19 protein-coding genes are annotated in these 24,247 nt (G+C 53.2%); 3 read left to right on the forward strand and 16 right to left on the reverse strand.

Going from position 1 to position 24,247, the window contains the following annotated elements:
• The first annotated feature begins 562 nt into the window (after positions 1–562).
• The gene (locus NTU47_03825) at positions 563–1,594 is read left to right on the forward strand and encodes a LacI family DNA-binding transcriptional regulator (GenBank protein MCX6132923.1); all 1,032 of its coding nucleotides are present in this window, start codon (positions 563–565) and stop codon (positions 1,592–1,594) included.
• A 389-nt stretch (positions 1,595–1,983) separates the two neighbouring features.
• Complete coding sequence (locus NTU47_03830; GenBank protein ID MCX6132924.1) at positions 1,984–2,544, forward strand: hypothetical protein; 561 nt, start codon at positions 1,984–1,986, stop codon at positions 2,542–2,544.
• Positions 2,545–2,672: 128 nt separating this feature from the next.
• Here NTU47_03830 and NTU47_03835 read toward each other — a convergent pair whose 3' ends face one another.
• The 15 genes from NTU47_03835 to NTU47_03905 form a co-directional block, all read right to left on the reverse strand.
• Positions 2,673–5,279, reverse strand: coding sequence for a triple tyrosine motif-containing protein (locus NTU47_03835; GenBank protein ID MCX6132925.1), 2,607 nt, complete (start codon positions 5,277–5,279; stop codon positions 2,673–2,675).
• A gap of 472 nt (positions 5,280–5,751) precedes the next feature.
• Complete coding sequence (locus NTU47_03840; protein ID MCX6132926.1) at positions 5,752–7,416, reverse strand: hypothetical protein; 1,665 nt, start codon at positions 7,414–7,416, stop codon at positions 5,752–5,754.
• Positions 7,416–8,180, reverse strand: a complete 765-nt coding sequence (locus NTU47_03845) for an ABC transporter ATP-binding protein (GenBank protein ID MCX6132927.1) — start codon at positions 8,178–8,180, stop codon at positions 7,416–7,418. Before NTU47_03845 ends, NTU47_03840 begins: the two co-directional genes overlap by 1 nt.
• Positions 8,181–8,270: 90 nt before the next feature.
• Positions 8,271–8,768: a heme-binding domain-containing protein gene (locus NTU47_03850; protein MCX6132928.1), complete on the reverse strand. Its 498-nt coding sequence runs from the start codon at positions 8,766–8,768 to the stop codon at positions 8,271–8,273.
• Positions 8,769–8,883: 115 nt separating this feature from the next.
• A complete protein-coding gene (locus NTU47_03855; GenBank protein MCX6132929.1) occupies positions 8,884–9,429 on the reverse strand; it encodes a thioredoxin family protein in 546 nt (181 codons plus the stop codon).
• 100 nt (positions 9,430–9,529) lie between these two features.
• Entirely contained in the window at positions 9,530–10,273 is a 744-nt protein-coding gene (locus tag NTU47_03860; GenBank protein MCX6132930.1) for a hypothetical protein, read from the reverse strand.
• Between the two features lie 48 nt (positions 10,274–10,321).
• Positions 10,322–10,996, reverse strand: a complete 675-nt coding sequence (locus tag NTU47_03865; protein ID MCX6132931.1) for a response regulator — start codon at positions 10,994–10,996, stop codon at positions 10,322–10,324.
• A gap of 28 nt (positions 10,997–11,024) precedes the next feature.
• Positions 11,025–12,152: a hybrid sensor histidine kinase/response regulator gene (locus NTU47_03870; protein ID MCX6132932.1), complete on the reverse strand. Its 1,128-nt coding sequence runs from the start codon at positions 12,150–12,152 to the stop codon at positions 11,025–11,027.
• 10 nt (positions 12,153–12,162) lie between these two features.
• The gene (locus tag NTU47_03875; GenBank protein ID MCX6132933.1) at positions 12,163–15,060 is read right to left on the reverse strand and encodes a response regulator; all 2,898 of its coding nucleotides are present in this window, start codon (positions 15,058–15,060) and stop codon (positions 12,163–12,165) included.
• A gap of 74 nt (positions 15,061–15,134) precedes the next feature.
• On the reverse strand, positions 15,135–15,503 hold the full coding sequence (locus NTU47_03880) for a response regulator (protein MCX6132934.1): 369 nt from the start codon (positions 15,501–15,503) through the stop codon (positions 15,135–15,137).
• 49 nt (positions 15,504–15,552) lie between these two features.
• Complete coding sequence (locus tag NTU47_03885) at positions 15,553–17,670, reverse strand: hypothetical protein (protein ID MCX6132935.1); 2,118 nt, start codon at positions 17,668–17,670, stop codon at positions 15,553–15,555.
• A 436-nt stretch (positions 17,671–18,106) separates the two neighbouring features.
• On the reverse strand, positions 18,107–18,652 hold the full coding sequence (locus NTU47_03890; protein ID MCX6132936.1) for a hypothetical protein: 546 nt from the start codon (positions 18,650–18,652) through the stop codon (positions 18,107–18,109).
• Between the two features lie 90 nt (positions 18,653–18,742).
• Positions 18,743–19,534 (reverse strand): response regulator, encoded by a 792-nt coding sequence (locus tag NTU47_03895; protein ID MCX6132937.1) that lies wholly within the window; start codon positions 19,532–19,534, stop codon positions 18,743–18,745.
• Positions 19,535–19,558: 24 nt separating this feature from the next.
• Positions 19,559–21,361, reverse strand: coding sequence for an ATPase, T2SS/T4P/T4SS family (locus NTU47_03900; GenBank protein ID MCX6132938.1), 1,803 nt, complete (start codon positions 21,359–21,361; stop codon positions 19,559–19,561).
• A gap of 8 nt (positions 21,362–21,369) precedes the next feature.
• Positions 21,370–22,770, reverse strand: a complete 1,401-nt coding sequence (locus tag NTU47_03905) for a type II secretion system F family protein (GenBank protein ID MCX6132939.1) — start codon at positions 22,768–22,770, stop codon at positions 21,370–21,372.
• 258 nt (positions 22,771–23,028) lie between these two features.
• Between NTU47_03905 and NTU47_03910 the strand changes: the two genes are divergently transcribed.
• Positions 23,029–23,238, forward strand: coding sequence for a hypothetical protein (locus tag NTU47_03910; protein ID MCX6132940.1), 210 nt, complete (start codon positions 23,029–23,031; stop codon positions 23,236–23,238).
• Between the two features lie 269 nt (positions 23,239–23,507).
• Here NTU47_03910 and NTU47_03915 read toward each other — a convergent pair whose 3' ends face one another.
• On the reverse strand, positions 23,508–23,981 hold the full coding sequence (locus NTU47_03915; protein ID MCX6132941.1) for a hypothetical protein: 474 nt from the start codon (positions 23,979–23,981) through the stop codon (positions 23,508–23,510).
• Between the last annotated feature and the right edge of the window lie 266 nt (positions 23,982–24,247).

A 24,247-nucleotide genomic window follows, 5' to 3' on the forward strand; every position in this document is an offset into this window, starting at 1 on the left:
CAAGGACAAAACGGAGCTTGTGTCGTGCACTGGATTTCACCTTGCACTTCAACGGTCATTGGACGACAGACGGACCGCTCATTTGCATGAAGTCAGAGGATTGCGGGGACAACGTGTGCGAACCTTGACAGGTTCTTGTTCAGAGAATCCTTCGAGGAACACCCGTGAAGAAGGTTACGGCGTGCATGTGATGCAGACGATCAACACAGAAATGGGATACAGACGCGTTTTCGGGTGATACGTGTGTATGTTCTGTTCATCCTCAAAGTAGCGATCCTCGCTTTCCCCACAGTTCGGATTTTTGTTGAGACAAGAACCGGCTAATTACTTCCAGCTGAGTGCTACCCGGACAATGAACAGCCTTCCTGGATCTTGGCGCAGCACCTAAGAAAAACAGGCCGAATGCAGGGCGTTCTGACTCATTTGAACGGCCGACCACTCCGACACTCCAATCATTGCATAGTATTTATATTGACTGTTTCGTGTTTTTCGGTAATATTTAGTTCAAAAATAATTAAACCGTTTCAATTGCCGGGCTTTCTGGGAAGGCATTCGAAAGCAAATGAAGAGAATTACGATAGAAGATGTTGCAAAGAAGGCTGGAGTCTCAAAGGGAACCGTTTCTGCTGTCATCAATGCCAAAGACTCGGTGAAGCCTAGGACGAGGGATCAGATCCTTGAAGTGATGAGGGAACTGAATTTTCGCCCGAAAGGCGTCGCCAGAAATCTCAAGAATGGAGGTCAGGACAAGAGCATCGGACTGATCATCAAGGATTTGGAGTATCCATTCTATACTGCGATCGCCACTGGAGCGAAAGAGTACGCAGACAGCAAGGGATATTCGATTGTCGTCACGAGTTCCGCGGATAACCACGAGTATGAAGAGAGACTCACGCATCTCTTTTCCGCAAAAGACATCAAGGGAACGATCATCGCTCCCACGCTGGAAGGAACAGCAGAGATCGAACATCTCTTCAAACTGAAGAGAATCAATTACCCGTTTGTGCTTCTGGAGGATGTCAAAGGGATTCAGGCGAACGTCGTTGCGATCAACAACCTGCGAGCAATCAAGAAGGCCGTCAAGTACCTGATCGACAGTGGCCACACGCACATAGTCCACTTCGCAGGACCTCCACACTCTTCGCACACTATGGAGAGGATTGAGGGATTCCGACATGCCTTCAGCGAAAGTACACTCGTGTTCCACAAGGACATGATCGTACCAATCGGATCGCACTACGACGAGAGTTTCCGCAAGACAAAAGAATATTTTACAGGCAGAAAGAAAGAGGAATACCCGACCGCTATCGTTTGCTTCAATGATCAACAGGCCCTCGCTGTGATGATGGCTCTCAAAGAATTGTCCATTCGAGTCCCGGATACCATTTCCATTATCGGTAACGATGATATCTATTATGCACGGATCTATCCGGTGCCATTGACGACGATACGCGCTCCACAGTACGAAATCGGCAAGATGGCGGCGGAGATCTTGATCCGGAACATCGAATCGGCAACGATTCTCCCGACAGAGCGCGTCGTTCTCGAGACAGAGTTCATCGTCAGGGAATCTTCCAGGATTCTGAAACACTGATCAAGGAATCAGTCCATTCGACACTGTTCCGAAGTTCGCGAAACCAGAGGGGCTGTCTCAAACGATGAGGCAGCCCTTTTTCTTTCCACTCGCCCGTTGTTCTCTTCTTTGTCATCGCGGTCGGATTTCCGTCGTGCCTGCCCCGCATAGTTGTTTCGGGAGGTTCTCTGTCGGGATCTGCGTTGAGCGTTGGAACTTCCTAAGTGAGATGCCCCCGTGCTTGTTGATCTTTTTCACTTCTTTCATGTATCCCTGTCATAGCCGTGGAGGGAACTGAAATCCTGCCCGCAGCGTTTTCTGGTTTGAAGGCAGACCTTCAAGATCACTTCTTGCCGCCTGTGGAGACGGTCGGTCTGCGAGAATGTCACATTCAACCCAAGGAGGTCCGTATGGTTCCGATTCTTTCCCTTTGGCTTCCGATTCTACTGTCGGCGGTCTTCGTCTTTATTGCCAGTTCCGTCGTTCACATGTTTTTGAAATACCATTCGAACGACATGAAAAAACTCCCTGACGAAGACGCTGCCGCGGACGCTCTCCGGAAGCTCAACATACCTGCCGGCCAGTACATCATACCCCACGCCGGCTCCATGCAAGCGATGAACTCGCCCGAATACCAGGAGAAGGTCAAGAGAGGTCCGGGAGTGATACTCACAATCTGGCCGGGGGGAACCCCGTCTATGGTCACGAATCTGACCCAGTGGTTTCTCTACTCCCTGGTGGTTGGAATTTTCTCCGCTTACGTAGCCGGACGTGCTCTGGAAGCGGGCGCACACTACCTGGCCGTGTTTCGCTTCGTTGGTGTCATGGCGTTCGCGTGTTACGCAATTTCGGGCTGGCAGGAGTCGATCTGGTTTAAGCGCGCCTGGTCAGTAACCGTCAAAAACACACTCGATGGGCTCTTCTATGCGTTACTTACGGCCGGGACCTTTGGCTGGTTGTGGCCACGGTAAGGTCGATGCGGGGTGAACATGAAGTCTTGTTCCTCAAATATCGAATCAAAGGAGTCACAAAAAAGCCCCCAAGGAATCGGGGGCTTTTTTGTTTGCCTGGTTGGTAGCGCACACCATCACAGAATCCATCAGCCAGACTGGCTTCCTTGATCTGGCCCCTTCTTCTTGAGATACTGCCCGTACAGTTTCTCTCTGCACTCGGGACAGATGCCATGCGTAAACTCTGCTTCCGAGTGCTCTTTCAGATATTTTTCGAGTTGATTCCAATATCCTTTGTCATCGCGAATCTTCTTGCAGTTCGCGCAAATCGGAATGAGCCCGCCGAGTACCTTGATCTGTGCAACGGCCTCATTCACCCGTTCCTTGAGTTCTTTTTCCCTTTGCAGCAACAGTGCCACACGCCGGCGATAAGCATAGAATATTGATGCAATGAGAACAATGATACAGAAACCATAGAAGTAACCCGTTTGATAGAAGTATGGTTTCAACGCAATGGGAAGAGTGACATCCGCTGTGCTCCAGACGCCATCGTTATTTCTGGCCCGGACACGGAATACATAGTTGCCGGGTGGAACATTCGTGTAGTACGCCACTCTGCGGCTTCCAGCATGCCTCCACCCTTTGTCGAACCCGTCGAGCCTGAATTCAAATACCATCTTTTCCGGCACGACATAACTCAAACCGGCATAATGAATTTCTAGGTAGCTGTAGCCCGGTCCAATACTTACCTGGTCTTCGAGGTTTATCGACAGGCTGTCAACCTTGAGGCCCTCGATCGTAACCTCCGGCGCGACAGAATTTGACGGGATCTCCGACGGATTGATGATCGCCACACCGTTCGTCGTCGGAAACCACATGCGACCGTCTTTTGTCCTGATACCGGCCGGTTGTGAGTTGCCGTTGCACTCACTGCTTCGCATGCCGTCCGCCGTGCCATAGCTCATGGAAGCCACTCTCACGATCTTGTTGTCGGCAGCATCGTTGAGTTCCTGACGGGGCACACGGAAGACCCCCTTGTTTGAGCTCATCCAGAAGTTCTGATGATCATCTTCGAGGATCCGATATACAACATCGTCCCACAAACCTTCTTTTGTCGTGAGCCTGGTGACCTTCTCGTCTTTCAACCGGAACAAGCCGTCGCCGTAGGTCCCAATCCACGTCGTGTTGTCTGAGTCTTCATAGATCGCGAAGAGATCGCTCGGCAACCCCGCATCCGCTTTGTAGAAAGTCGCTTTCTTATCTCTCCACCGGATAAGTCCCTGATCCGTTCCAATCCACATCGTCCTGTTCCTGCCGCGGTGAATGACGCGGATTCCAACGCGCGGGATGCCCTCCTTGTCCATGTTCTCAAACTTCCCGCTCTTGAGACGGTCAATACCCTGCGCATTATAGCCAACCCAGATATTTCCATCAAAATCTTCTGTTACCACGCGTGCATACTCGTTTGACAGACCATCCTTCACGAAATAATTCTTGAAGTGTTTCCCATCAAAGCGCGAAAGCCCGTTGCGTGTACCCAGCCACAACGCATCACGATTGTCAAGAAATACTGATCGAATCTGGTTGTGTGGCAGACCATCTTTCGTGGTGAAGCTCTTGACCTCCCCTGCTTTCCATCGCGATAGGCCCGATTCTGTTCCAATCCAGACTGTGCCATCCCGCCCTTCCGAAATCGCGCGCACAAGCGGTCCGGCAAGCCCTTCGTTGATCGAAAATGTTTCGAATTTTCCGCGCCAGATCTCATCGACACCGTTGTAGAAGGTCCCCGCCCAGATATTACCTTCACGATCCACGCAGAGAGAGAGGATATAATCCGCGGAGAGTCCCTCCCGCGTCGTGATCACTTCAAACTTCCCTCCTGCGTAGCGATAGAGTCCATCTTGTTCCGTGCCAACCCACAGATGCCCGTCATTGTCTTCACATAAAGATCGAATAGTCTGATTCTTCAGGGCACCTATCTTTTCAAATTTCCTGGATTGACCGGGTTTTGCGAAATAGAGTCCTTCGAGTGTTCCCACCCACAACGTCTGGTCTTTACCAAGACGGAGAGAGGTAACAAAAGCATTCCTTAAAACCCCGTCTTCCGAAATGTGACTCATTTGCACACCATTGAGAAGTCTCAGGCCCTGCCCTGACCCGATCCATAGATCCCCTCCCCGGTCTTCGCAAATTGCATTAACGGAGATAACAGAAGTATCGCCCTTCACTTCGAATTTTGAGACAACACCGTTCACCACGCGTAACAGCCCGGTTCGCGTTCCGACAAGGCAATCTCCTTTTCGATCAACGAAAATCGTATTCCCAATGTATGCCGTAATGGTGCTCTCTGTCGGAACTGCCTCGAATTTGCCGCGGCGATATTTCAGAATTCCGCGAATCGTGCTGATCCAGAGTGTCGAATCTTTGTCTTCGGTCAATGCGGTGATTTGGCTGTGCGGAAACACCGGTGTGTTCTTCTTGTCGAAGATCTCAAAGCGCGCTCCATCAAACCGCACGAGACCCTCCTGCGAAGCAAGCCAGATGTACCCCTGGGCTGATTGATAGACTGCGATGATCTTGTCGTTCGGCAGCCCATCCTTCGCGGACCAGCTTCGGATATTGTATTGAGTGATCGGTGTGACTGGATGCTTTTGCGCGAGCAACGCCTCACCCGGTGACACGAGAGAGATAGCCAGCGCGAGCAGAACAACGCGGGGAATGGCGAAATGAGATCGAAACTGGATACGTGAATCCATAGGTTTGACCACTGTAGCGACTCTCACTTTCCTCAGATAAGCTATTTATAATAGAAAAATGCTGGGCCGAAATCAATCAACAATGTCGCTGCCATTCTCTTCGAAAATCGGATTCCTTTTCGTTAATGGCGGGCGAACGCTTCTGCACATGCAGACGGAAAGGGTCATACGAAGAATTGGGAGCTTCTCGGGACAGCAAACCGGACTTCATTCAGCAGGAACATCGATGTGCCTCAATTTGATACTCGCTGGGATTTCAATCGACTGGGTTCTTGCTGATGAGGATACGCTCAACGGCGACAACGCTCGGCTCGTCACGCATCACATTGCATGCAAATCGTTGATCCGGAACACCCGCTCGAGGGTCAAGTAGATCGGAAGACACACGGCGGATGTGCAGCAATGCGGGGAATCCGGGACTATGGGTTCTTCTTCGGTCAAAGACCCGGCGCAAAGAATGGAGCATCCGGTGTTACCCGCGAAACTCCAGGCGGGACAGTTTTCTGGTAATCCTCAAGACGAGAAATTTCTCGAGGAGCATTGTGAGGAAGATAAGCAATGACACAACGGCGATGTATACAACCGTGTTCTGGTACACAAAAAACGAGAACCCGAGGAGAAGGCCCACGAGCACGACGGGTCCAAGAAACATCACGGTTCCAAGGATGGATGCCCGCTCTCCCAGCTGGCGCGGGACAGAAAAAGGCATCTGCGGTTTCACGAGCAGGAACACCTGCAGGAAGGAATAGCTGAAGAGGAACAGCACGAGCATATGCATCATCACATGGACGATGTTGCCGAAATAATAGAGGAAGACAAGGCCCAGAATGCTCAGATAGGGAACAACAAAGAACCAGAAGAGGATCTTCTTCACCGAGAGAACCAACCGGGTCTGCGATGCCGGCGTCACGAAGAAAATCCACGACGCAAGATACGACTCAGACCTGGTGACAGCTTCCTTGATCGTCATCGGAAAGAGGATGATGACGAAGTAGATCAGCGCCGAGTTGGCCAGCGACTTCCAGTCCGGATTAAATGGATCGAAGAGCTTCCCGCCTCCCCGCAATCCCATGAACAGATACAGAACCGTCAGCGGGATGATGGCCAGGATACCGAGCCGGAACCGTGTATCATGCTTGAATTGACTCCTGATGAGCATCGCGATGGCGCGATCTTCGTCACGCTGAAAGACCGAGCTGACATTCCGGGATCCGGCACTTTGTCGGTAGTTCTTCTCCTCAGGCACTGTGCTCGCTTCAGACAGACTCTCGGCGTACGAGATCGATATCTTGGAGAGCGCGAAGGGAATAATGCCGACAAAAGAAACAACGCCGGCAGCCGACGCGAGAATCGAGAGGGGATCAAATGTTCCGCTCGCCAGGTCAAGGAACGAACTGTACCAGCTCATCGGGAGCAAGTACACCCACCACGGTTTCACACCCGGCAAATCTGAACCGACCCTTTCGATAAACGAGGGAAGCAATGAATAGCTGCCATACACGACGAATGACATCGTCAGCTGCAGATAGGAAAGAACGTTTTTCAGTTTCCGAAAGTGCACATACCGCAGTATGGTTGCGTAGACCAGAATCATGGTCATCGCCACACCAACGCCGACCATGACGAGTCCTGCGAACGACGCGATCATGAGGTACGGATGCATTGCGAAGCCTTCTCCGCGGAACCGGGGAGCGAGTCCGTACACAAGGACCGATGGCAACCCCAACGCCATCGTGTAGATAAGGACATAGAAAAGCGTGAACGTCACTTTGGCGGCGAAATACGTCCTTGACGACACGGGCTGAACGCTGAAGACATGGTAGTCTTCGGGGGCAACGACAATCGTCCCAAACTCCACCAGCATCAGGGAACCGACCATAAAGCCGACAATGGTGAAGAGAATCAGTGATGACCAGAACGAGTCGTGCAGTTTGAACACGAAACTCGTCATCACCAATCCGAGAACGAGATAGATGAAAGCGGAAAGGAGAAGAGAGTAGTTCATGTCCTTGCCGCGCGCTGAGGTTGAGTCAAATCGCAGAGAGGACTGGCGGTTCGCCAGACGGACCGCGGCCCTTGTCAGCGCCTTCCACTGAATGAAATCAATGCCATATGCAGTGAACAGCCTGTGGAGCATTACGAACCCAGGGCCTCCAGAAAATCCTGCGCCGAATCACGTGCATCCCGTACTCCAGTCAGCTTCGCGAACGACTCTTCCAGTGTGTGTTGTCCTGTGAATTCGGCTATCTGTTGTGCTGTCCCTTCGGCAATGATGACGCCATGATCGATGATGGCTATCCGTGTGCAAATCCTCTCGACAACTTCCAATACATGAGAGGTGAAGAAGATAGTTTTCCCCTGCATGGAGAGCTTCTTGAGAAGTTCCTTGAAAACGAGCGCAGCATTCGCATCGAGACCGTTGAGCGGTTCATCGAGAAAGAGGACGGGGGGATTGGAAACAAGCGCGGCAGAGATGAGGATCTTCTGCTTCATGCCTTTCGAGTATTGCTGAAGCCGGGCGTGGCAGTCATCCCACAACCCAAAAAGATGGAGAAATTCCTCTATTCGCTTGCCGGCGATCTGCCGATCCATGTGGTGCAAATCAGCAATGAGCTGCAGGTACTCCCACCCTGTCAGACTCTCAAAGAGTGCGCCCGTCTCCGGCACGTAGCCGATACGCTTTTTCACTTCAATCGGGTCTTTGAGAATATCAAAACCTTCTACCAGAGCGTTTCCCGAGCTGGGAAAGATCATGCCCGTCAGCATTTTCACCGTCGTCGACTTGCCGGCGCCGTTGGGGCCGAGGAATCCGAAGATTTCCCCTTCGTGGACTTTGAGGTTGAGGTCAACCACAGCGACTTTTGTGTCGTAGCGTTTTGTCAGATGCTGAGTTTCGATCATCGGAATGGCTTTCGATAAACGTCACGTGATCTCTTTTGGCAGGCGTCTCCGCAAGGAGCGACTTCAGGGAGATCCAAAGCAAGACCAACCTTATTTCCTCGGTCTTCGCTCCAGGCTGTCAACAGGGAATTTCGCCTTCATAGAATCCCTCATCGCCCTGCACCATTGCACCAATTCGTCCTTTTCCTCTGTCGTCAGCTTCGCGTACCGATGCACGATGAGGTACGATGGGAGCGGCATCTTGTCTTCCTGCACCTGCTCGATGATATCATTGAACCTGCGGTATTGCTTCATCAGTCTGTAGCCGGAATACTCATCGAAGTTGACTCCCCGTTTGCCATCGCGAACATGCTTATTCAGCCACCACCCGAGCGGCTGAACCTCCGCATACCACGGATACTCGGTGTTGTTGCTGTGACAGTCGTAGCAGGATCGCTGAAGAACCGATTGGATTGTCTGGGGAACGGGAAAATGCTGTGTGATCGCTGTCTGGGGTTGTTCTTTCGAGATGTTCTTTTCAGGCCGAATGAATTGCACGGCGATCACCGCTACAGCAAGCACCACCAGAATCCATTTGAGAAGTATCATCGAGCGTCATCCATGTGATATTGATTTAACTTGCATCACCCGCACACTCGATGGGACACTACGATGGCGTTCATAGCGCGGTGAACGGTACAGGCTCTCCGGACTCAGACGCACGTCAGCGGGGCATATTCTTCTGCAGAAAGGCAACAATGGTAGCAAGCTGACCGCCGGTTAGCTTCGGCGCTGTCTTCTTGAGGAGGCTCTCGAACGCGGAGATCTCTTCAAGAGACCCGGGATATCCAATGTTCTGGTTCTTCGGCATCACGTTGGAGTCGGCAATCTTCTTCCCCTTTGCGTCGAGGAAGGCATAGAACGGCAGGCCCGATGTTTCGCCCCCGAGGCCGTTCATGATTTTCTTACCGCCCGGATTCTCCAATGTCTGGGTCTTTTCACCTGATTCAAGAACATCGAGTCTTGTGATGACATAGTTTTCTTCCATCAAGTCCCTGAGCGTGGGATCTTCCAGCGCAGCGTCCAACCGCTTGCACCAGCCGCACCATGACGCATGGAAAATGAGGAGGACATTCTTGTTTGTCGATTCCGCCTTTTGGATCGCGGCACTGAGAATACCCTCTGCTTCAGCGGGCTTCTTCGCCTGGCCCGAGACGGTTAGGGCACTTGCGAGCAGAAATAGAATGACCGAACTCAGGATACGACTCATGGTATGGGTTCCTTATTCTTGACTTCGTGTTGTTCGGGGATTGAAAGAGCAAGAGATTGGAAGAATGCGTTTCTCCCGAGCATCCCTCTGCCTGCTGAGATTACCGGGGACTCTCGCTATCCGGAGACTCGTTTTTCTGGAGGAAGACCTGAAACATCGGCTCGAGGTCGCCGAGTCCGCTCTCGATAAAGTACGTAATGCCATCGCCGAACGAATGGAGAATAACGACGGCGTTGATATTTGCATCCTTCTCGGTTGCGTGGTGCAGGCGGGTCGTCATACCCTTATTCACCGTATTCACTTCCTTATAGATCTCCTGGAGACCCTTCAGGTCCCAATCGGCGGGCATCCCTTGACGCATCAACAGGAATTGGGCTGTGAGATACGAGGAAACCGAACGGAAAAACGTCTCAATCGAATTCGCGAACGGCAGGTGAAAACGCGTCATCGGGCGCAATTTGTCGCACACGGGACAATTGCTCGTGGACATATAGATCCCGATGATGGCGCTCAGCCCTTTTTGGAGGGTTGTTTTCTTGAAGAAGGTACGCTGCGCTGTCTCGACGGTAACGTCAGCCGCCTGGTAGGAAACTGAATCAGAAAACGATTCGACGAGTCCGGCAAGGCTGACTGCTACCGGGCAGTACTCGACGGTGCCGGGCAGAGGGCAATTCTCACATTGCTCATACTTGAGCTTTGTCCACTCCGGCATCGGATCCGGTTCTTCGCGCTGGAGCTCAAGCGTGGCTTCATCCAGCACGACTTCGAATTTCTTTTCTGTACCATCCTGAAACTTGAATTTGTACAGATAGGTAATGGTGGCGCGTTTCTCAAGTTGTGACATAAGTGAAATCAACCGATCCAGACACAGCCCGACAGCCAAGCAAAGCCCTTACCGCGCTGATCCTTTTCGAATCTCCCTCAGTTTTTCCGTGAATTGTGAGGGGCTGACGTCTTCCTCGCCAGATGCCCCACCCTCCGCAGCACTCTTCGCCACTTCGGCAACAAGCAGAAGCTTCCCGTTAAGCTTTTCGACAAGATCCCGCACACCCGTCAGTGCTTTCTTCCGTTCCTTCTCCGCGTCTGCCGGCAGCTTTGACACCTGCTCAAGCATAGTCTCAATCTTCTTCAACGGGTCGATGAGATCCTCCGAAAGATACCCAAGATACTCCTGATGCACGTCCTGCAACGCGCGTTCCGTAGAACGGGAACGCACGAGCGAACGCAGACGCGTCACCAGCTCTGTCGTATCGACCGGCTTGACAAGGTAGTCCTTGGCCCCGATCTTCAGGCACTCAATTGCCGTGCTGAAATCGGCAAACCCGGTCAGCATGATCGCCTCCGTGTGCGGGTACGTCTGACGGATGATCGTCAATGCTTCGATGCCGCTCATGCGAGGCATGTTGATGTCGAGAAGGACGACGTCGGCAGGCTTCGCCTTGAGTTTCTCGAGCGCTTCTTCGCCGTCGATGGCGGTATCGACATCAAAGCCCGCTGACTTCAGTTTGAACTTGAGCGACAGGCGGAGACTTTCTTCGTCGTCGACAACAAGAATTCGTTCGTTCATAGGACCCTCTGGAAATGAATAGAAATCGTCATTCTGCTGCGGGTAATGCAAATTTAAACGTCGTTCGCTTGCCGGGTTCACTTTCAGCCGCGATGCGCCCTCCCTGGGCCTCGACAATGCGTTTACAGATCATCAAACCGAGACCCGTCCCTTTCTGTCTCACAACCTTGGCCGACGAAACCTGCTTGTAGCGTTCAAACAGCAGCGGCAACTCGTCCGGAGCGATTCCCACTCCGTTGTCGGTGACGCTGATCTGAACAAACTGTTTGTTCTTCACTCCCCCCGCTGTAATCACTTCGTATGTCACCGGAGTTGCTTCGAGTGCGATGGCACCGCCGCTCTTTGTGAATTTCAGGGCGTTGCTGAGGAGGTTCATGATAACCTGCTCGGTCTTTAGAGCGTCTGCAAAAACCTCGGGCAGATTTGCCGGAACATCCTTGTTGAGCTTTACGTTTCTCTGCCGGAACTGGATATCCATCTGCTGAAGCACCGGATCGATGAACGTCTCCACCCGAATCGCGCTTGCCTCGAAGGCAATCGTACCTGTCTCGTACTTGGAGAGATCGAGGAAATCGCTGATCAACCCGAGCAGCTTCTTTGCAGAAGAATGCGCTGAGTTCAGCAGTTCGAAATGATCGTCTCCCAGAATCGCTCCCTTGCCGGAATCCTGAAGAAGTTCAATGACGCTCTTGACGCCGATGAGGGGGCTCCGGAGGTCGTGCACGAGCATCGCCATGAAGTCTGCTTTAGTGCGCTCCAGCTCAGCCTCCGCGCGCTTCAGCTGGACCAGCATCCTCGTCCGGACGAGCAATTCGTCCGTGTCAATCGGCTTGGTCAGGTACTGCTCGGCACCAAGAGCGAGGCCGGCCGCGATGCTTTCAGCGTCTTTCCGCTGTGCAGTCAAAAAGACAACAGGGATCTTGATCGTCTTCGGATTCGCCCGCAGGCGCTTGAGTGTCTCGAATCCATCCATCTCAGGCATCTGGATATCGAGCAGAATGATATCCGGCTGCTTTTCTGCCGCGAGGACGAGGCACTCCTGGCCGCTTGTCGCACGCAGCATCCGGACGGGCTTGCGTTTCATCGCAAACTCGAGCAGGTCGAGGTTGTCTTCGGTGTCATCAACAACAAGTATGAGAGGTTCTTCTTCTTGCATAGGTTCCTCGTTACGCTTTCGCCGGGGGTGCTGCGTTGAGAATGCTCTTGATCGCGCCCGAGATGGCTGCCGTTGTGAACGTATCCTTCATGAGATAGTCCGCAACATAAGGATCAAGTTCATTGTGATCCTCGGGGGTCAGTGATTTTCCCGTCAGTATGATGACGGGGATACTCTTCCATGCTGCTTTGTGCTGCAATTCACGAACGACTCCAAACCCGTCCATACCCGGCATGACCAGGTCGAGAAGGATGATGGATGGAATTGATTCCTGAAGAATTTTCAGTGCTTCCTCGCCGCGCGTCGCGATCTTCACCTCCAGGCCGTCCCGTTTCAGAAGGTCTTTGCACGCGAGGGCAAAGTCGAGGTTGTCATCGACAAGCAGGATGAACTTGTCCCCTGAATGATAATGCTTCTTCACCAGTGAGAGCAGCCGTTTCGGATCCGTCGGCTTCGTCATCACGTCGACAGCGCCCAGCGACAGTGCCAGGGGTTTGTTGTCGACGATGGAGTGGATGAGAACGGGGATATCGCGCGTCTGCGGATTTTGTTTCAACTCCCGGAGCACCTGCCACCCGTCCTTCTTCGGCATCATGATATCCAGCGTGATAATAGCCGGGTTCATTTTCACGGCCAGCTCCAGGCCTTCGTCACCCGAAAGCGCGCCGACAATGGAATATCCTTCCGGCACGAGGTACTTGCGGAGGATTTCGATCACATCCGGATCATCATCGATACTCAGGATTTGTACTTGCTGACCTCCTGCCATCGGCGGCGGCAGGGAAGAAACGATCGAGGGTTTTGTAGGAACCGCTTCCGGCCGCTTCGCAGGAGCTCCCCCCTGCTGGGCCTCAACAAGCTGTTGCGGAATCTTCGCCGGGATTGTCAGGATGAACGTCGAACCATGTCCCAACTCGCTTTCGACAGTGAGATCGCCGCCAAGCATGCGTGCGAGCTTGCGGGCAATGGGCAATCCAAGACCGGTCCCCTTGTATTTCCGTGTGTTGCTGCTGTCCACCTGTTGGAATTCCTCGAAGACCCGGCCAAAATCCTTCGGCGCGATACCGATGCCGCTGTCCTTGACGCCGAACGATACCATGCCGTTTTCCTGCTGGGCAACCTTGATCGTGATTCCCCCCTTCTCCGTGAACTTCGATGCATTGCTCAGGAGGTTCACCATGATCTGCCGCACTTTGACGATATCCGTGCTCAGCGCCGGCAGGCCAGGCTGAACTTCCTGCGTCAACGTCAGCCGTTTCGATTGGATCAACGGTTCGACAATCAGTATGCAGTTCGAGAGGATTGACGTGATCTCCTCAGTCTCCACGCTGACCGTCATCCTTCCCGACTCAAGCTTGGAGATGTCCAGAATATCGTTGATCAGCTGGAGGAGGTGACGTCCGTTCTTCAGCACTTTTTCGAGTGCCATGCGCTGATCGTCCGTCAGCGGGTCACCGCTTGGTCCCAGAAGCACCGAGCTGAAACCGATAATGGAATTCAAAGGTGTGCGGAGCTCATGAGACATGCTCGAGAGGAAGTCGGACTTCACCTTGTAGGCCTTCTCGACTTCATCGTTTTTCGAGCTCAACTCTTCGTTGCGCTTGGCAATCTCGACGGAAAGGTTGCGGGTTTCTTCAAAGTTCATCGCATTGGTCAGCGCCACGCCAAGCTGAGGAACCGAATTGTTGACGATTTCCTTCTCCTGGTCGCCGAATTTTTTCGTTGCGCCAAGTATGAGAACACCAAGGACCTCGTCATGGAACACAATCGGTTTGGCAATAATGTACGACGGCACGAGCAAGCCGAGGCCCGTCTCTACGACAAAACCCGATGTGATTGAGATCCCATCCACCTCGATTTCCTGGGCTTTGGCTGCGCATTCACCCGGGATTCCTTCACCGAAATCTATTCTCTTTTGAAGAGCACCTCCCACCTTCAGAGCGAACCCGCCGACGAGATCGAGATAGCGCTCTCCGCGAGCAACGAGATACAGCGCACCGAGCACTGCATGCGTATGCTTGCACAGGATCTCAAGGCCCTTTCGCTCCACGTCCTGCATCGAAGCCGACGAGTTCAGCGTGGTGACCAATTCAGAGTAAGCGTTGAGGCGGTTGTAGTTGCTGCCGAGCAGCGAAGACATCTGGTTGAAATCTGTCGCGAGATCTCCCAACTCATCGTTCTGCGTCAGGTGGATCGGCTCGAAACTCCCCTCCATAATGCTCTTCGTCCCCTCTTTCAGCAGACGGACGGGGCTTGTAATGGAACGCGTGAGGATAAACCCGAGGACGAGAGAGAAAATCGCGAGCAGCACGTTGACGACAATGACGAATTGACTCAGCTTGCCGCTTAACCCGGTGGCAGTATCGAGGTAGCGAATCTGCCCCGGCATGCGATGTGCGTACAGTAAACCCAGAATGTTCCTGGCAACACTCAGGTGCCTCACCCTCGCGTCGGAATCCGTGATCTCCCGGACCCTGCTGTCGAGCCCTTCCAGTCGCCCCTTCGCAGCACGCTCATCCCCGAGAGCGATGAGTTTGTCGCCAATCTCCTGTTTCCATTGGTTGGAATACTCCTGAGCATTTCGCAAGTCTCTATGCGCTGAGCTATCGGTAAACTGTCCATCGGCGATTGCAAACTGCGTTCGGAGATCCTTCCAGCCCTGCACATAATTTTCTTTTTCTTCCGCTGCTCCCATCAGTCCGTATCGATACGCCGCAGTAGGAATGTCATTCTGCAAAGAGCGTATTTGTTCAATCGTTCCCAGTGCGCGCATCTCTGTTGTCGCCACAGTGAAATTCTGCTGAATCTGTGACAACAGAACGAGGGTCAAAACCGTCATCGCTGTCAGGATAATCAACAGCACGCCGAAATATGTCAACACCTTCCAGAAAAGTTTCGATCGTAGCATACGGCCTTCACGAAGTCAGTTGAACTTGTTAGAAGTTTTTACACACTCGCCGCCATGGACGAGCAGTGCAAGGATTACAAGTACTTCTTGATGAGAGTCAGAAGTTCTTCCGGATCCATCGGCTTGGTGTAATAGTCGGAGCAACCCATTTCGCGGGCCCGCTGTTTATCCTCGGGCTTCGCCTGTGCTGTGAACGCAATCACAGGTACATCCTTGGTTCTGCTATCCGCCTTGAGAATGGGAACGGCCTGCCAGCCGTCCATCACCGGCATCTGCATATCCATCAGGATCAGGTGGGGAGGATTGGCAAAGGCCTTATCGATCGCCTCCTGTCCGTTCTCCGCGATGACAAGATTCACGTCCATGCGGCTCCGGGCGATGACGAAGCTGACAAGATCTCGGTTGTCTTCGTCATCTTCGACGAGTAATACAACTTTACTCATGCGTAGTCTCCTCTTTCATTGGGCGTTCGATAGCAGCCAGCTGGGCCGGCTATTTTAACGACGAAATGTAGTCTCTGAACCAGGCGAGTTTCTCATTCATCAGGTTCGTGAGTTCCTCATACTCGATCGGCTGCTTTATAACCCCCTCATTGGGTTTCAGTTCGGACGAATTGAGCTGCGCCATTTCCGCCGCGTCGCCGATCAGGACAAACGGGACATAATTGAACTTCGAATTTACCCGAAGAACATGGAGAAACCTGATGCCGCTCAAACCACCCGGGAAATCAGTGTCACAAAGAATGATATTGGGGTTCACTTTCTCGATCTTCTCGAGGGCGTTTTCAGGCGTGATGGCCTGCACGACGGCGAAACCGGAGGATTTCAGGCGCGGGGTGATATCTTCCTTCGTCCCTATAAGCTTCGAGACGAGCAGCACGGTTCCCTTATACTGGTCGGCCACGAGGTCAAGAAGGAACTTGGATTCGTTTTCCAGGTATTCAGCAACGCTTACCTGATAGACTTTGCGCAGCCATTCCAGCGTGGACGATGAGCTCCGCAGGAGTTTTCGCTTGGATACTACTTCTTTGACCGCCTTGCTGTACATGTCGAGTTTCACTTCCCGAATGAGAGACTGCTCGACATCAGGGGGTATCGAAAGGGCCGCGGCCCTCTGGTGAAGTTCCTGGGCCGCATTCTCGTCGGGCGCCCCGTTCGTCCAGGCGGTTTCAAGGGCCTCGCGCAATTGCTTGACAGGGCTTTGAAGATTGAGGCGACTGATTTCCTGCCGGGCATTCTTTTCCTGCTCCAGGGCCCGCGTCAGTTCTTCAACCTGGCGTCGCATATCTTCCAGTTTCCGCTGCTCCTCCGCAACACGAAGCTCTGATTCTTTGCGCCGCATTTCTTCCGCCTGCCGTACCTCCTCCTGGCGTCGGCGCATTTCCTCCCTCATCTTCCCTTCGATCTCTTTCCGCAGACGCTCCTCAGAAGCGGCAATTTCCTCAAACTGCTTTCTCCGTTCTTCCTCCTCCTGGACCTTGCTCTCTATTTCCTTTCGCCGTTCTTCCTCGGCGGCAGCGCGCCTCTCCAGCTCTTTCCGTTTCTTCTCTTCTTCTGCAACGCGGATCTCGAGCTCTCTTCGTCGCTGCTCCTCCGCAGACGCACGCGCTTCCAGCTCTTTGCGCCGCCGCTCTTCTTCCCGGCGCGCCATTTCTTCGCGGAACCGCTGCTCTTCGGCCGCCATGCGCGCTTCCATTTCCTTCCGGCGTTGTTCCTCTGCAGTAATACGTGCTTCCAGCTCTCTCCGCTTCTGATCTTCCGCCGCGGCCCGCATCTCAAGCTCCCGACGCCGTTGTTCCTCGGCCGCGAAGGCTTCTGTCTCCCGCTGGCGGCGTTCTTCGGACGCAATCCGGTATTCCAGCTCTTTCCGTTTTCGTTCTTCCTGCAATACGCGCTCTTCGAGCTCCCTCCGCCGCTGCTCTTCTGCGATCGCTCGCGACTCGAGTTCCCGGCGTCTGCGGTCTTCGAGTCCCCGATTGTCCTCTTCTCTGCGCCGTTCTTCCTCCGCTGCAAGCCGGTACTCAATCTCCCGCTGCCGCTGTCGCTCTACATCCAAACGGGCTTCCAGTTCTCTCCGCCTCTGATCTTCTGCGGCAAGAAGCGCATCAGTCTCACGCTTCTTTTGCACCTCGCCGGCAGCACGCTCCGCAGCTTCTTTCTGGCGGATCTCCGCGAGCATACGAACCGCTTCCTCACGCCTGCGTTCCTCGGCAAGCCGGGTTTCCTCTGATTGGACATCAGATGGGAGCGCTGGTGCCTCAGCAGGTTTTTTGACAGCCACCGGTTGTTCCGGCGGAGCCTGGGCGGGTGGAGGGGCCTTCACTGGTGCAGGGGCTGGTTTCGGAACCGCTTTTTGAACGGCTGGTGCGGCAGCCTGAGCCGCTGCTTCCTTCTTCTTCGACGCCTCGAAATGGGCTATGCGGTCCTGAAACGCGAAAATGTAGACATTGGAGGGATCGAGTTCTTTTGCCTTCTCTAATTGCTGCTTGGCGAGATCAAAATGAAATTCTTTCAGGTACTTGTCCGCGGCCATAAGACACTGACGCGCAGCATCCTTGGAGGCATTGAGCTTTGTGAGATCTTGAACGGTATTTGCGGTCTTGGCCGACACAGCTATCGAACGACTTCGCTATTTTCCTGAGTAAATCTCTTCCTTTGTGAATCACATACCGCTGAAATCAGGTTCTTCACATCACCCAAGGACAACACTCAAGCAACAACCTTCAGATTGCCCGCGTCCGAGGCCACATCGGCAAAAAGTGCATAAAAATTGTCACAAAAGAAAGCGCCGATGCTTTCAGTCAAGCAAGAGGAAAAAGCAGGAAATCTGGGAGTTTGTGTGGGAGGTCTGCGTGCGTCCAATGAGACAATTTCAAGATTTGATACAACCCGTCCCCGAAATTGCTTCATTTTCGACATCGTGAGCTATTCTCACGCAGCGACTGGTCTGCTCGTCTGTGAACAAGCAGCAAAATGTTGTTGCGAAAACTGCTTCGGGCCTGACGAACTTCGCCCGGAGTCTCGGCACGAGAGTCCGGGAAGCCTGGTCAATACGATGCCAATGCAGTGTAGACCGGTACATTGTTCAGCGCTGTGGTCAGAAACTGATCTTGCGTCACAGTGACTTGAATTCTCTTGAAGTTCGTCCTGGATGTTGTCTTCGTATCGGGTGTACCTGAACTCACATAGTAAATGACCACATCGAGTTTGAACCCCGATAGCCCGTTACTCGTCACGATCCGCCGATACCCGTTATAGTCATCGACATCGTTGTATGCCGTGATCGACCTGAACGCGCCGACATAGCTACTGTCTGGTTGTGGGCAGTTCGCCAGCTCGCTGGCGCCAGGCGCGAGGTGGTCGGCATCGTCAAAATCGGATGGCACCTTCAAACCGAGCGTGTCAGAGTTCGCGTCAAACTTCCTGCTCAGGATTTCCAGGAGCAAATCATTGGCCAGTGTCGCCGAAATCGCCAACGCCTGCGTTTGAAGCTGCGCCTGGGTATTTTCACCGATCATGCGGTTCGCGCTTACGACAGACATAATCAGCAGCATCAGCATGCCTGCGGTGAGCATTGTTTGCCCGAGGTTCATTGGAATCGTCCTCTTCGCGCGGACAAGCGACTTCCGGAAAATACCACGGTATGATGATATGACAAGTTCAGAATCATGACCGAGCGCTTCCTACTGCTTTTTCGGAAATGAGTACGTCACCCCGCGCAGCTGCACATTCTTGAGATTACCGTTCAGCATGTCGTGCAGGTGTTGTGTGTAGTTGGCATCCGTGAAATTCCCGTGGAGGACGTTGGCCATGTCCAGCATGGATTTCACCGCGGATGCAATGACGCTGTACTCCTGCTTCAGGTCCGCGAATACCTGCGTCAGCCGCTGCTGCGCATCATCTGCGACAAAGGGGCGCAATTTTGTTTCGTGCTCCTGGATATTCAGCGAGACCATCGAGAGTGAGTTGTTGACAATTTGGGCGATCGATGCCAGCGTACTGTGAAATGTCTCGATGGCGACCAGGCTCTTTTCCCGTTCACGCTCAATGGCTTCCCGGCGTTCCTTTTCTTTCCTGAACAGGTATCGTTCATAGACTCCATCGATCAGGATGCCGATGTGATCGATCTCCACCTGCTCTTTTCGTACATAGTCGTAGGCACCGAGCTTCATCGCTTCGACGGCGATCCCCTCAGATCCGGCGGCTGTCATCATGACAACCGGCGTGTCGATTTTCTGCTCGTGCATCCATTGAAGCACATTGAGGCCGGAGATGCCCGGCATGCGGTAGTCGAGCAGAATCACGTCGAACCGGTCATGCTGAAGAGCTTCAATGGCGGCTTCACCCGAGTCGGCGGAACGGACTCTGTACTTTCCGCCTGCTGAGAGGGCTTGCTTCATAGCAATCCGGAAAGCGTCGTCATCATCGACCATCAGAAGCGTTCGGGCTTCCATACTGCTTGCGGCGGCATTCATAATATTCTCCTCAATAAAACGACTCTACTCATCGTCTTCCATTGTCACGGCTGCAATTTCTTCAATCGTAGTAATTCCCTTTTTGACGAGCTGCAGGCCCGAGATCCTCAAGGGCTGCATCCCGCGGCGCATCGCTTCCTGCCTGATCGCTTCCTCGTCCACCACGGAGCCTGACTCCAAAATGTTCTGGCGGATCTTCTTCGTGAAGGGAAGCGCTTCGTAGATGGCTGTCCGACCCTTGTACCCCTTTATGCAGCTGATGCATCCGACCGGCCGGTAGAGTTTTACATCGGCAAGTTCTTCCTCTTTCAATCCGAGCTTGATGAGAGCCTCGAGGTCCGGCGTATCGACCGGCAGCTTGCACCGCACGCACAGCTTGCGCACAAGTCGTTGCGCGAGGATAATGTTGATCGAGTAGGCGATCAAAAAAGGCTCAATACCCATCTTGAAGAGTCTTGAGACGGCACTCGCGGCATCGTTCGTGTGCAGGGTGGAGAGTGTCAAGTGGCCGGTATTCGCGAGTTTGATGGCCAGATCGGCGGTAATCTTGTCCCGGATTTCACCCACCATAACGATATCCGGATCGTGCCGCAGGATCGCGCGGAGCGCACCCTCGAAATCGAGTTTCGGATTGAGCTTGACCTGCCGGGCCCCTTCGATGAAGAACTCCACAGGATCTTCGACGGTGATGACGTTCACAGCCGGATCGATGATAGTCCGGAGCGCAGCGAACAGCGTCGTGCTCTTCCCGCTTCCTGTCGGGCCGGTAACCACGATCATTCCGTATGGGCGGCTGATCGCTCTCTTGAATGCCTGCTGAGAATACGGATCGAAGCCGATATCTTCCAGTTTCGTGCTGAACAGCGGTTCCTGCAAAACACGAATGACAATTGATTCGTATTTGCTCTTCAGTTCCCTGCCGATGGTTGGTATGACCGAAACACGAAAACGGATAGTTTTTTTGTCGATCGTGAACTGGGCAAATCCGTCCTGCGCAGTGCTTCGTTCGAACCTGTCGAGATTCATCGCCCGGTCTTTGACGACGGCGGACACCGCTTCCGCCCGCGATTCCGTGTTGGCATACCACATCGTCAGCTTGCCATCAATGCGAAAATGGAATTCCGTCCGCTTTTCGCCTCGGGGAATAACGTGAATGTCGCTGGCTCCCACACGCACTGCATCAATAAAGACGTTTTCGACAAGATCCACCAGACCGCTGCGGTTGATTTCCTCTTCGAGCTCCTGCTCGTACATCTCGGAATCTTCTTCAGAACCGTCAGCCGACAGGTCATGCGCATCTGATTCAAGGTCCGCATAGCCGGAACGCGTGATGTTGACCCGCTGCCAGAGCTCCTCCCATTGGGCCAGCCGGATGTAGCAAATCTCGAATTTCTGAAACGGAAACGACCGGGCAATGGCGTAGACTTCTTTCCGCGTTGGATCCGGCGTCACGACCATGAGCCGTTCCGGCCTGGCCGGATCTATCATGAACGGAAGAACGTGGAATTCCAGCGCCATGGCGCGGACCGTCGTAGGAAGCCCGTTGAGATGCTTGCGAACGAAGGCGAGTGTCTCGTCGTTGAGCTCCTCTTCTTTGATCTGGAGCTTGCGAAACGCATAGTAATCGGCGATCTCTTCGTAGATGCTGTCCCGGTTCACCTTGATGTCGTCGACCAGAACCTGGGGAAGCTTGCGGCGCCGCTCATGGGGCTCGCGGCTCATGATCTCCAGCGCAGCGAGAAGCTGATCAGGCGTAATGATCTCCTTCTCGACCATCAGATCGCCGAATTCTCTCTTTGCTTTCCGTGTTGGGGCCGTTGTTGACACGTCGCTTGTTATCTCTCTCGCATATCGATAATGGTGTCGGGCTTCGACGTCATTGTTGATCCCTGGTCACGTTTTGGCTCGATTTTGATGGAGGCTGTCTCGGACGAGAGCATCGTCAGGAACACCATGGCAACCATGATGACGATCGATACACCAACTTCGATGACGTTCACCAGGTTCTTCATGGCATACCGGTTTTCCATCTCATAGTAATCAGCCAACTGAACAGCAGTCACTTTCACACTTCCCGTCTCTGCGGCAGTCCGAAACCGGGAAATGATCATCTCCGGAAAGAAGTTCGTCATCTCCATCGCTTTCCAGAATTCCGTCCCGTATTTGAGCATCGTGGGCACCGCGACGGTTCTCATTTGACGCTCCAAGTACCGGTTGCGGCACGCTTCGGCTGCATGCTGAATTGCATCGATGTTTTCGCCGGACGTATAGAGGATACCCAGCACGCGACAGAACAATTCCGAACTGGTGTTCTTGAGAATTCTCCCTACGTACGGCAGCCTGATCACCCATTTGTCAAACCACACCGCCCCGTTGGTCGTCATGATGTACGCATAGAAACTTCCGAGGGCAGCGAAAACCACTGTAATGATCAGGATAAGATTCTCGCGCAGCATGTCGCTGGTCGCCATGGTAAAGGCCGTCAACGGAGGCATCGCTCCCATAACCGGCGCCAACATTTCCACCATGCGGGGAAGCAAGTACATCACATAGAACAACAACGCTCCAATTAAGGCGAGCGCGGTGACGGCTGGCATGATCATCGAACTGACCAGCCCTTTTTTAAAATCCGCCTGCCGCTCCACAAAGTGGGCGACGCTTTCGAAAATCGCCTTCATGTCGCCGCTCTTCGACGCGATTCCCAGCATCAACGCCGTATCATGGCCTATCACCTTTCCCTGGCGCAGAAATGCGTCGCGGGAATCGACTCCATCTTTCAGGTCCCGAATGATCGCCTTGAGCGCTCCCCGCAGGTTCTTGTCGCGCACGTGTGCCGCCATGATCACCAGGATTTCATTGTAGGGGAGTTTTTGCTCGAGCAGCTTCGCACTGGTGCCGATGAACGTGACAACCTCATCGGATGCTGCGGCAAACCGGACATCATAGAACCGGTTGACGCTCTTCACGGTGAATCCAATTTTCTCCAGAGCAGTGACCACTTCATCTTTGGAGTACGCACTTTGCACGCCGTCGATCTGGTTCCCGCCCCTTGTGACACGATACGAGTAGGACTTCTTTTTGCTGACCGAAATTTTTTTCCAGCCATACGTCTTTGCCAACACCCCGGCTTTCTTGCGTGCGGCAATCAGAGACACCGATGTGATATACCTCTGGATGGGGCGGCCAGACTGGTCGGTTGCCTGAATACGATATTCTGATGCGCTCAGTGGAGGCATATCCAGTTCACAGACTCAAGACTGCATGGAATGATGGTCAATCGCGGTACGATAACTGAAACCGCAATGGTGACAGAATTTTCCATGCGGATGCAGAATCGGCGTACCACATTGGGTGCATCGATCGAGAAGCTTCGACCCACAAAGTATGCAGTAATAGTGGTTCTCAAGGATGTGAGAGAAATTACTGCAATCCGGGCAAAGGCGATAGTGGTTTTCCCGTTGAGTTTCGCTTGCCAAAGCCATCTCGGTGAACCTATGGGTACAGTAGTATACGATATCAGCTTTAGAAATCCAATAGTCAAACAGGTTGCGGAACAAGACAGGGCAATGCCAGAAGAGGGGAAAGCAGGAAAGAAGGGACGGCCGTGCGCGACATTACACCTTGCGGTTCACACGAGGGCCGTCATGGACAAACCGAGTCTCGAGCTTACCACGCTGCTGGCTTTGCCACACCGTTATACCTGATCCCGGGGGATCAGCGAGGCGCTGATCCGATCCATTTTGAACTCTGGGGAATCCGTACACTTTGCCGCAATGGTAGCAGAATTTCCCGTGCGGATGAAGGATCGGTTTGCCGCATTGAGAACACTCCCCAACCAACTTGTTGCCGCACGAAACGCAAAAATGCTGACGGTCGCGCTCAAGACAATAATTGCCGCACTGGGGACAAACTCGATAACCGTTGGAGGGCATGGAAACTGTCGGGCCGGGGGAGATGGTCAGTTACACAAACATCAATGTTCACGTGCGACGTAGTACTTTGTGACCTCCCAGCGGCCGCGGTGTATCTTACGGGGTCCCTTCTTGACAAATCTCTGGCTTGGGTCTGAACGCAGACTCGTATCCTCTACACGGGCCGTAATGACCCGAGGAACACCATCCAGCGTGGCAGTCAGTGTCAGGTCAGCATAAATGTTGTCGGGCACCCATGCCGTGCCGTTCCAGTGGGTGGGACGGCTGAAACTGTATGAGTACGTGCCTCCCCCGAGCGCGTTCCTCGAACCGGACAGAGTTTTGCATCCGTAAATCACGAAAAGATCCATCGCTGTAGCCACAGCGGTTGCCTGCGCTTGTTCGAACTGCACGCGCTTCACGTCAACCAATGCTGTAAGAATCTCATCGGTTTGCACCTTTTTGAGGGCGACAGCGTAAATGCCGATGATCAGCGACGTGGCACCGATGAGAATTATTTTTGAAGCACTTCCCATGAAGCAGTCCTTCAGTTAACTAAAGATTCGCTGGATGGATCTGAAAATCCGTCCGAACAGAGTCAGTTCGTGTCAAGTTGGAAAAAGAACTTGAGACGGCATTCGAAACCATGCTCGTGAGGCATACTGTATCGTCCTGGAAAAAGTTGACAGGTAATCATTTACCGATCGACAGGAGCCAGGACCATGGAAAAGGTAGTTCGTCAATACAGTTCCGCATTTAGAGAAGCCGTGGTTGCAGATGTGACATCAGGGCAGTATACTGT

The organism is Ignavibacteriales bacterium, from assembly GCA_026390595.1.
Taxonomy (GTDB): Bacteria; Bacteroidota; Ignavibacteria; order UBA10030; family UBA10030; genus UBA9647.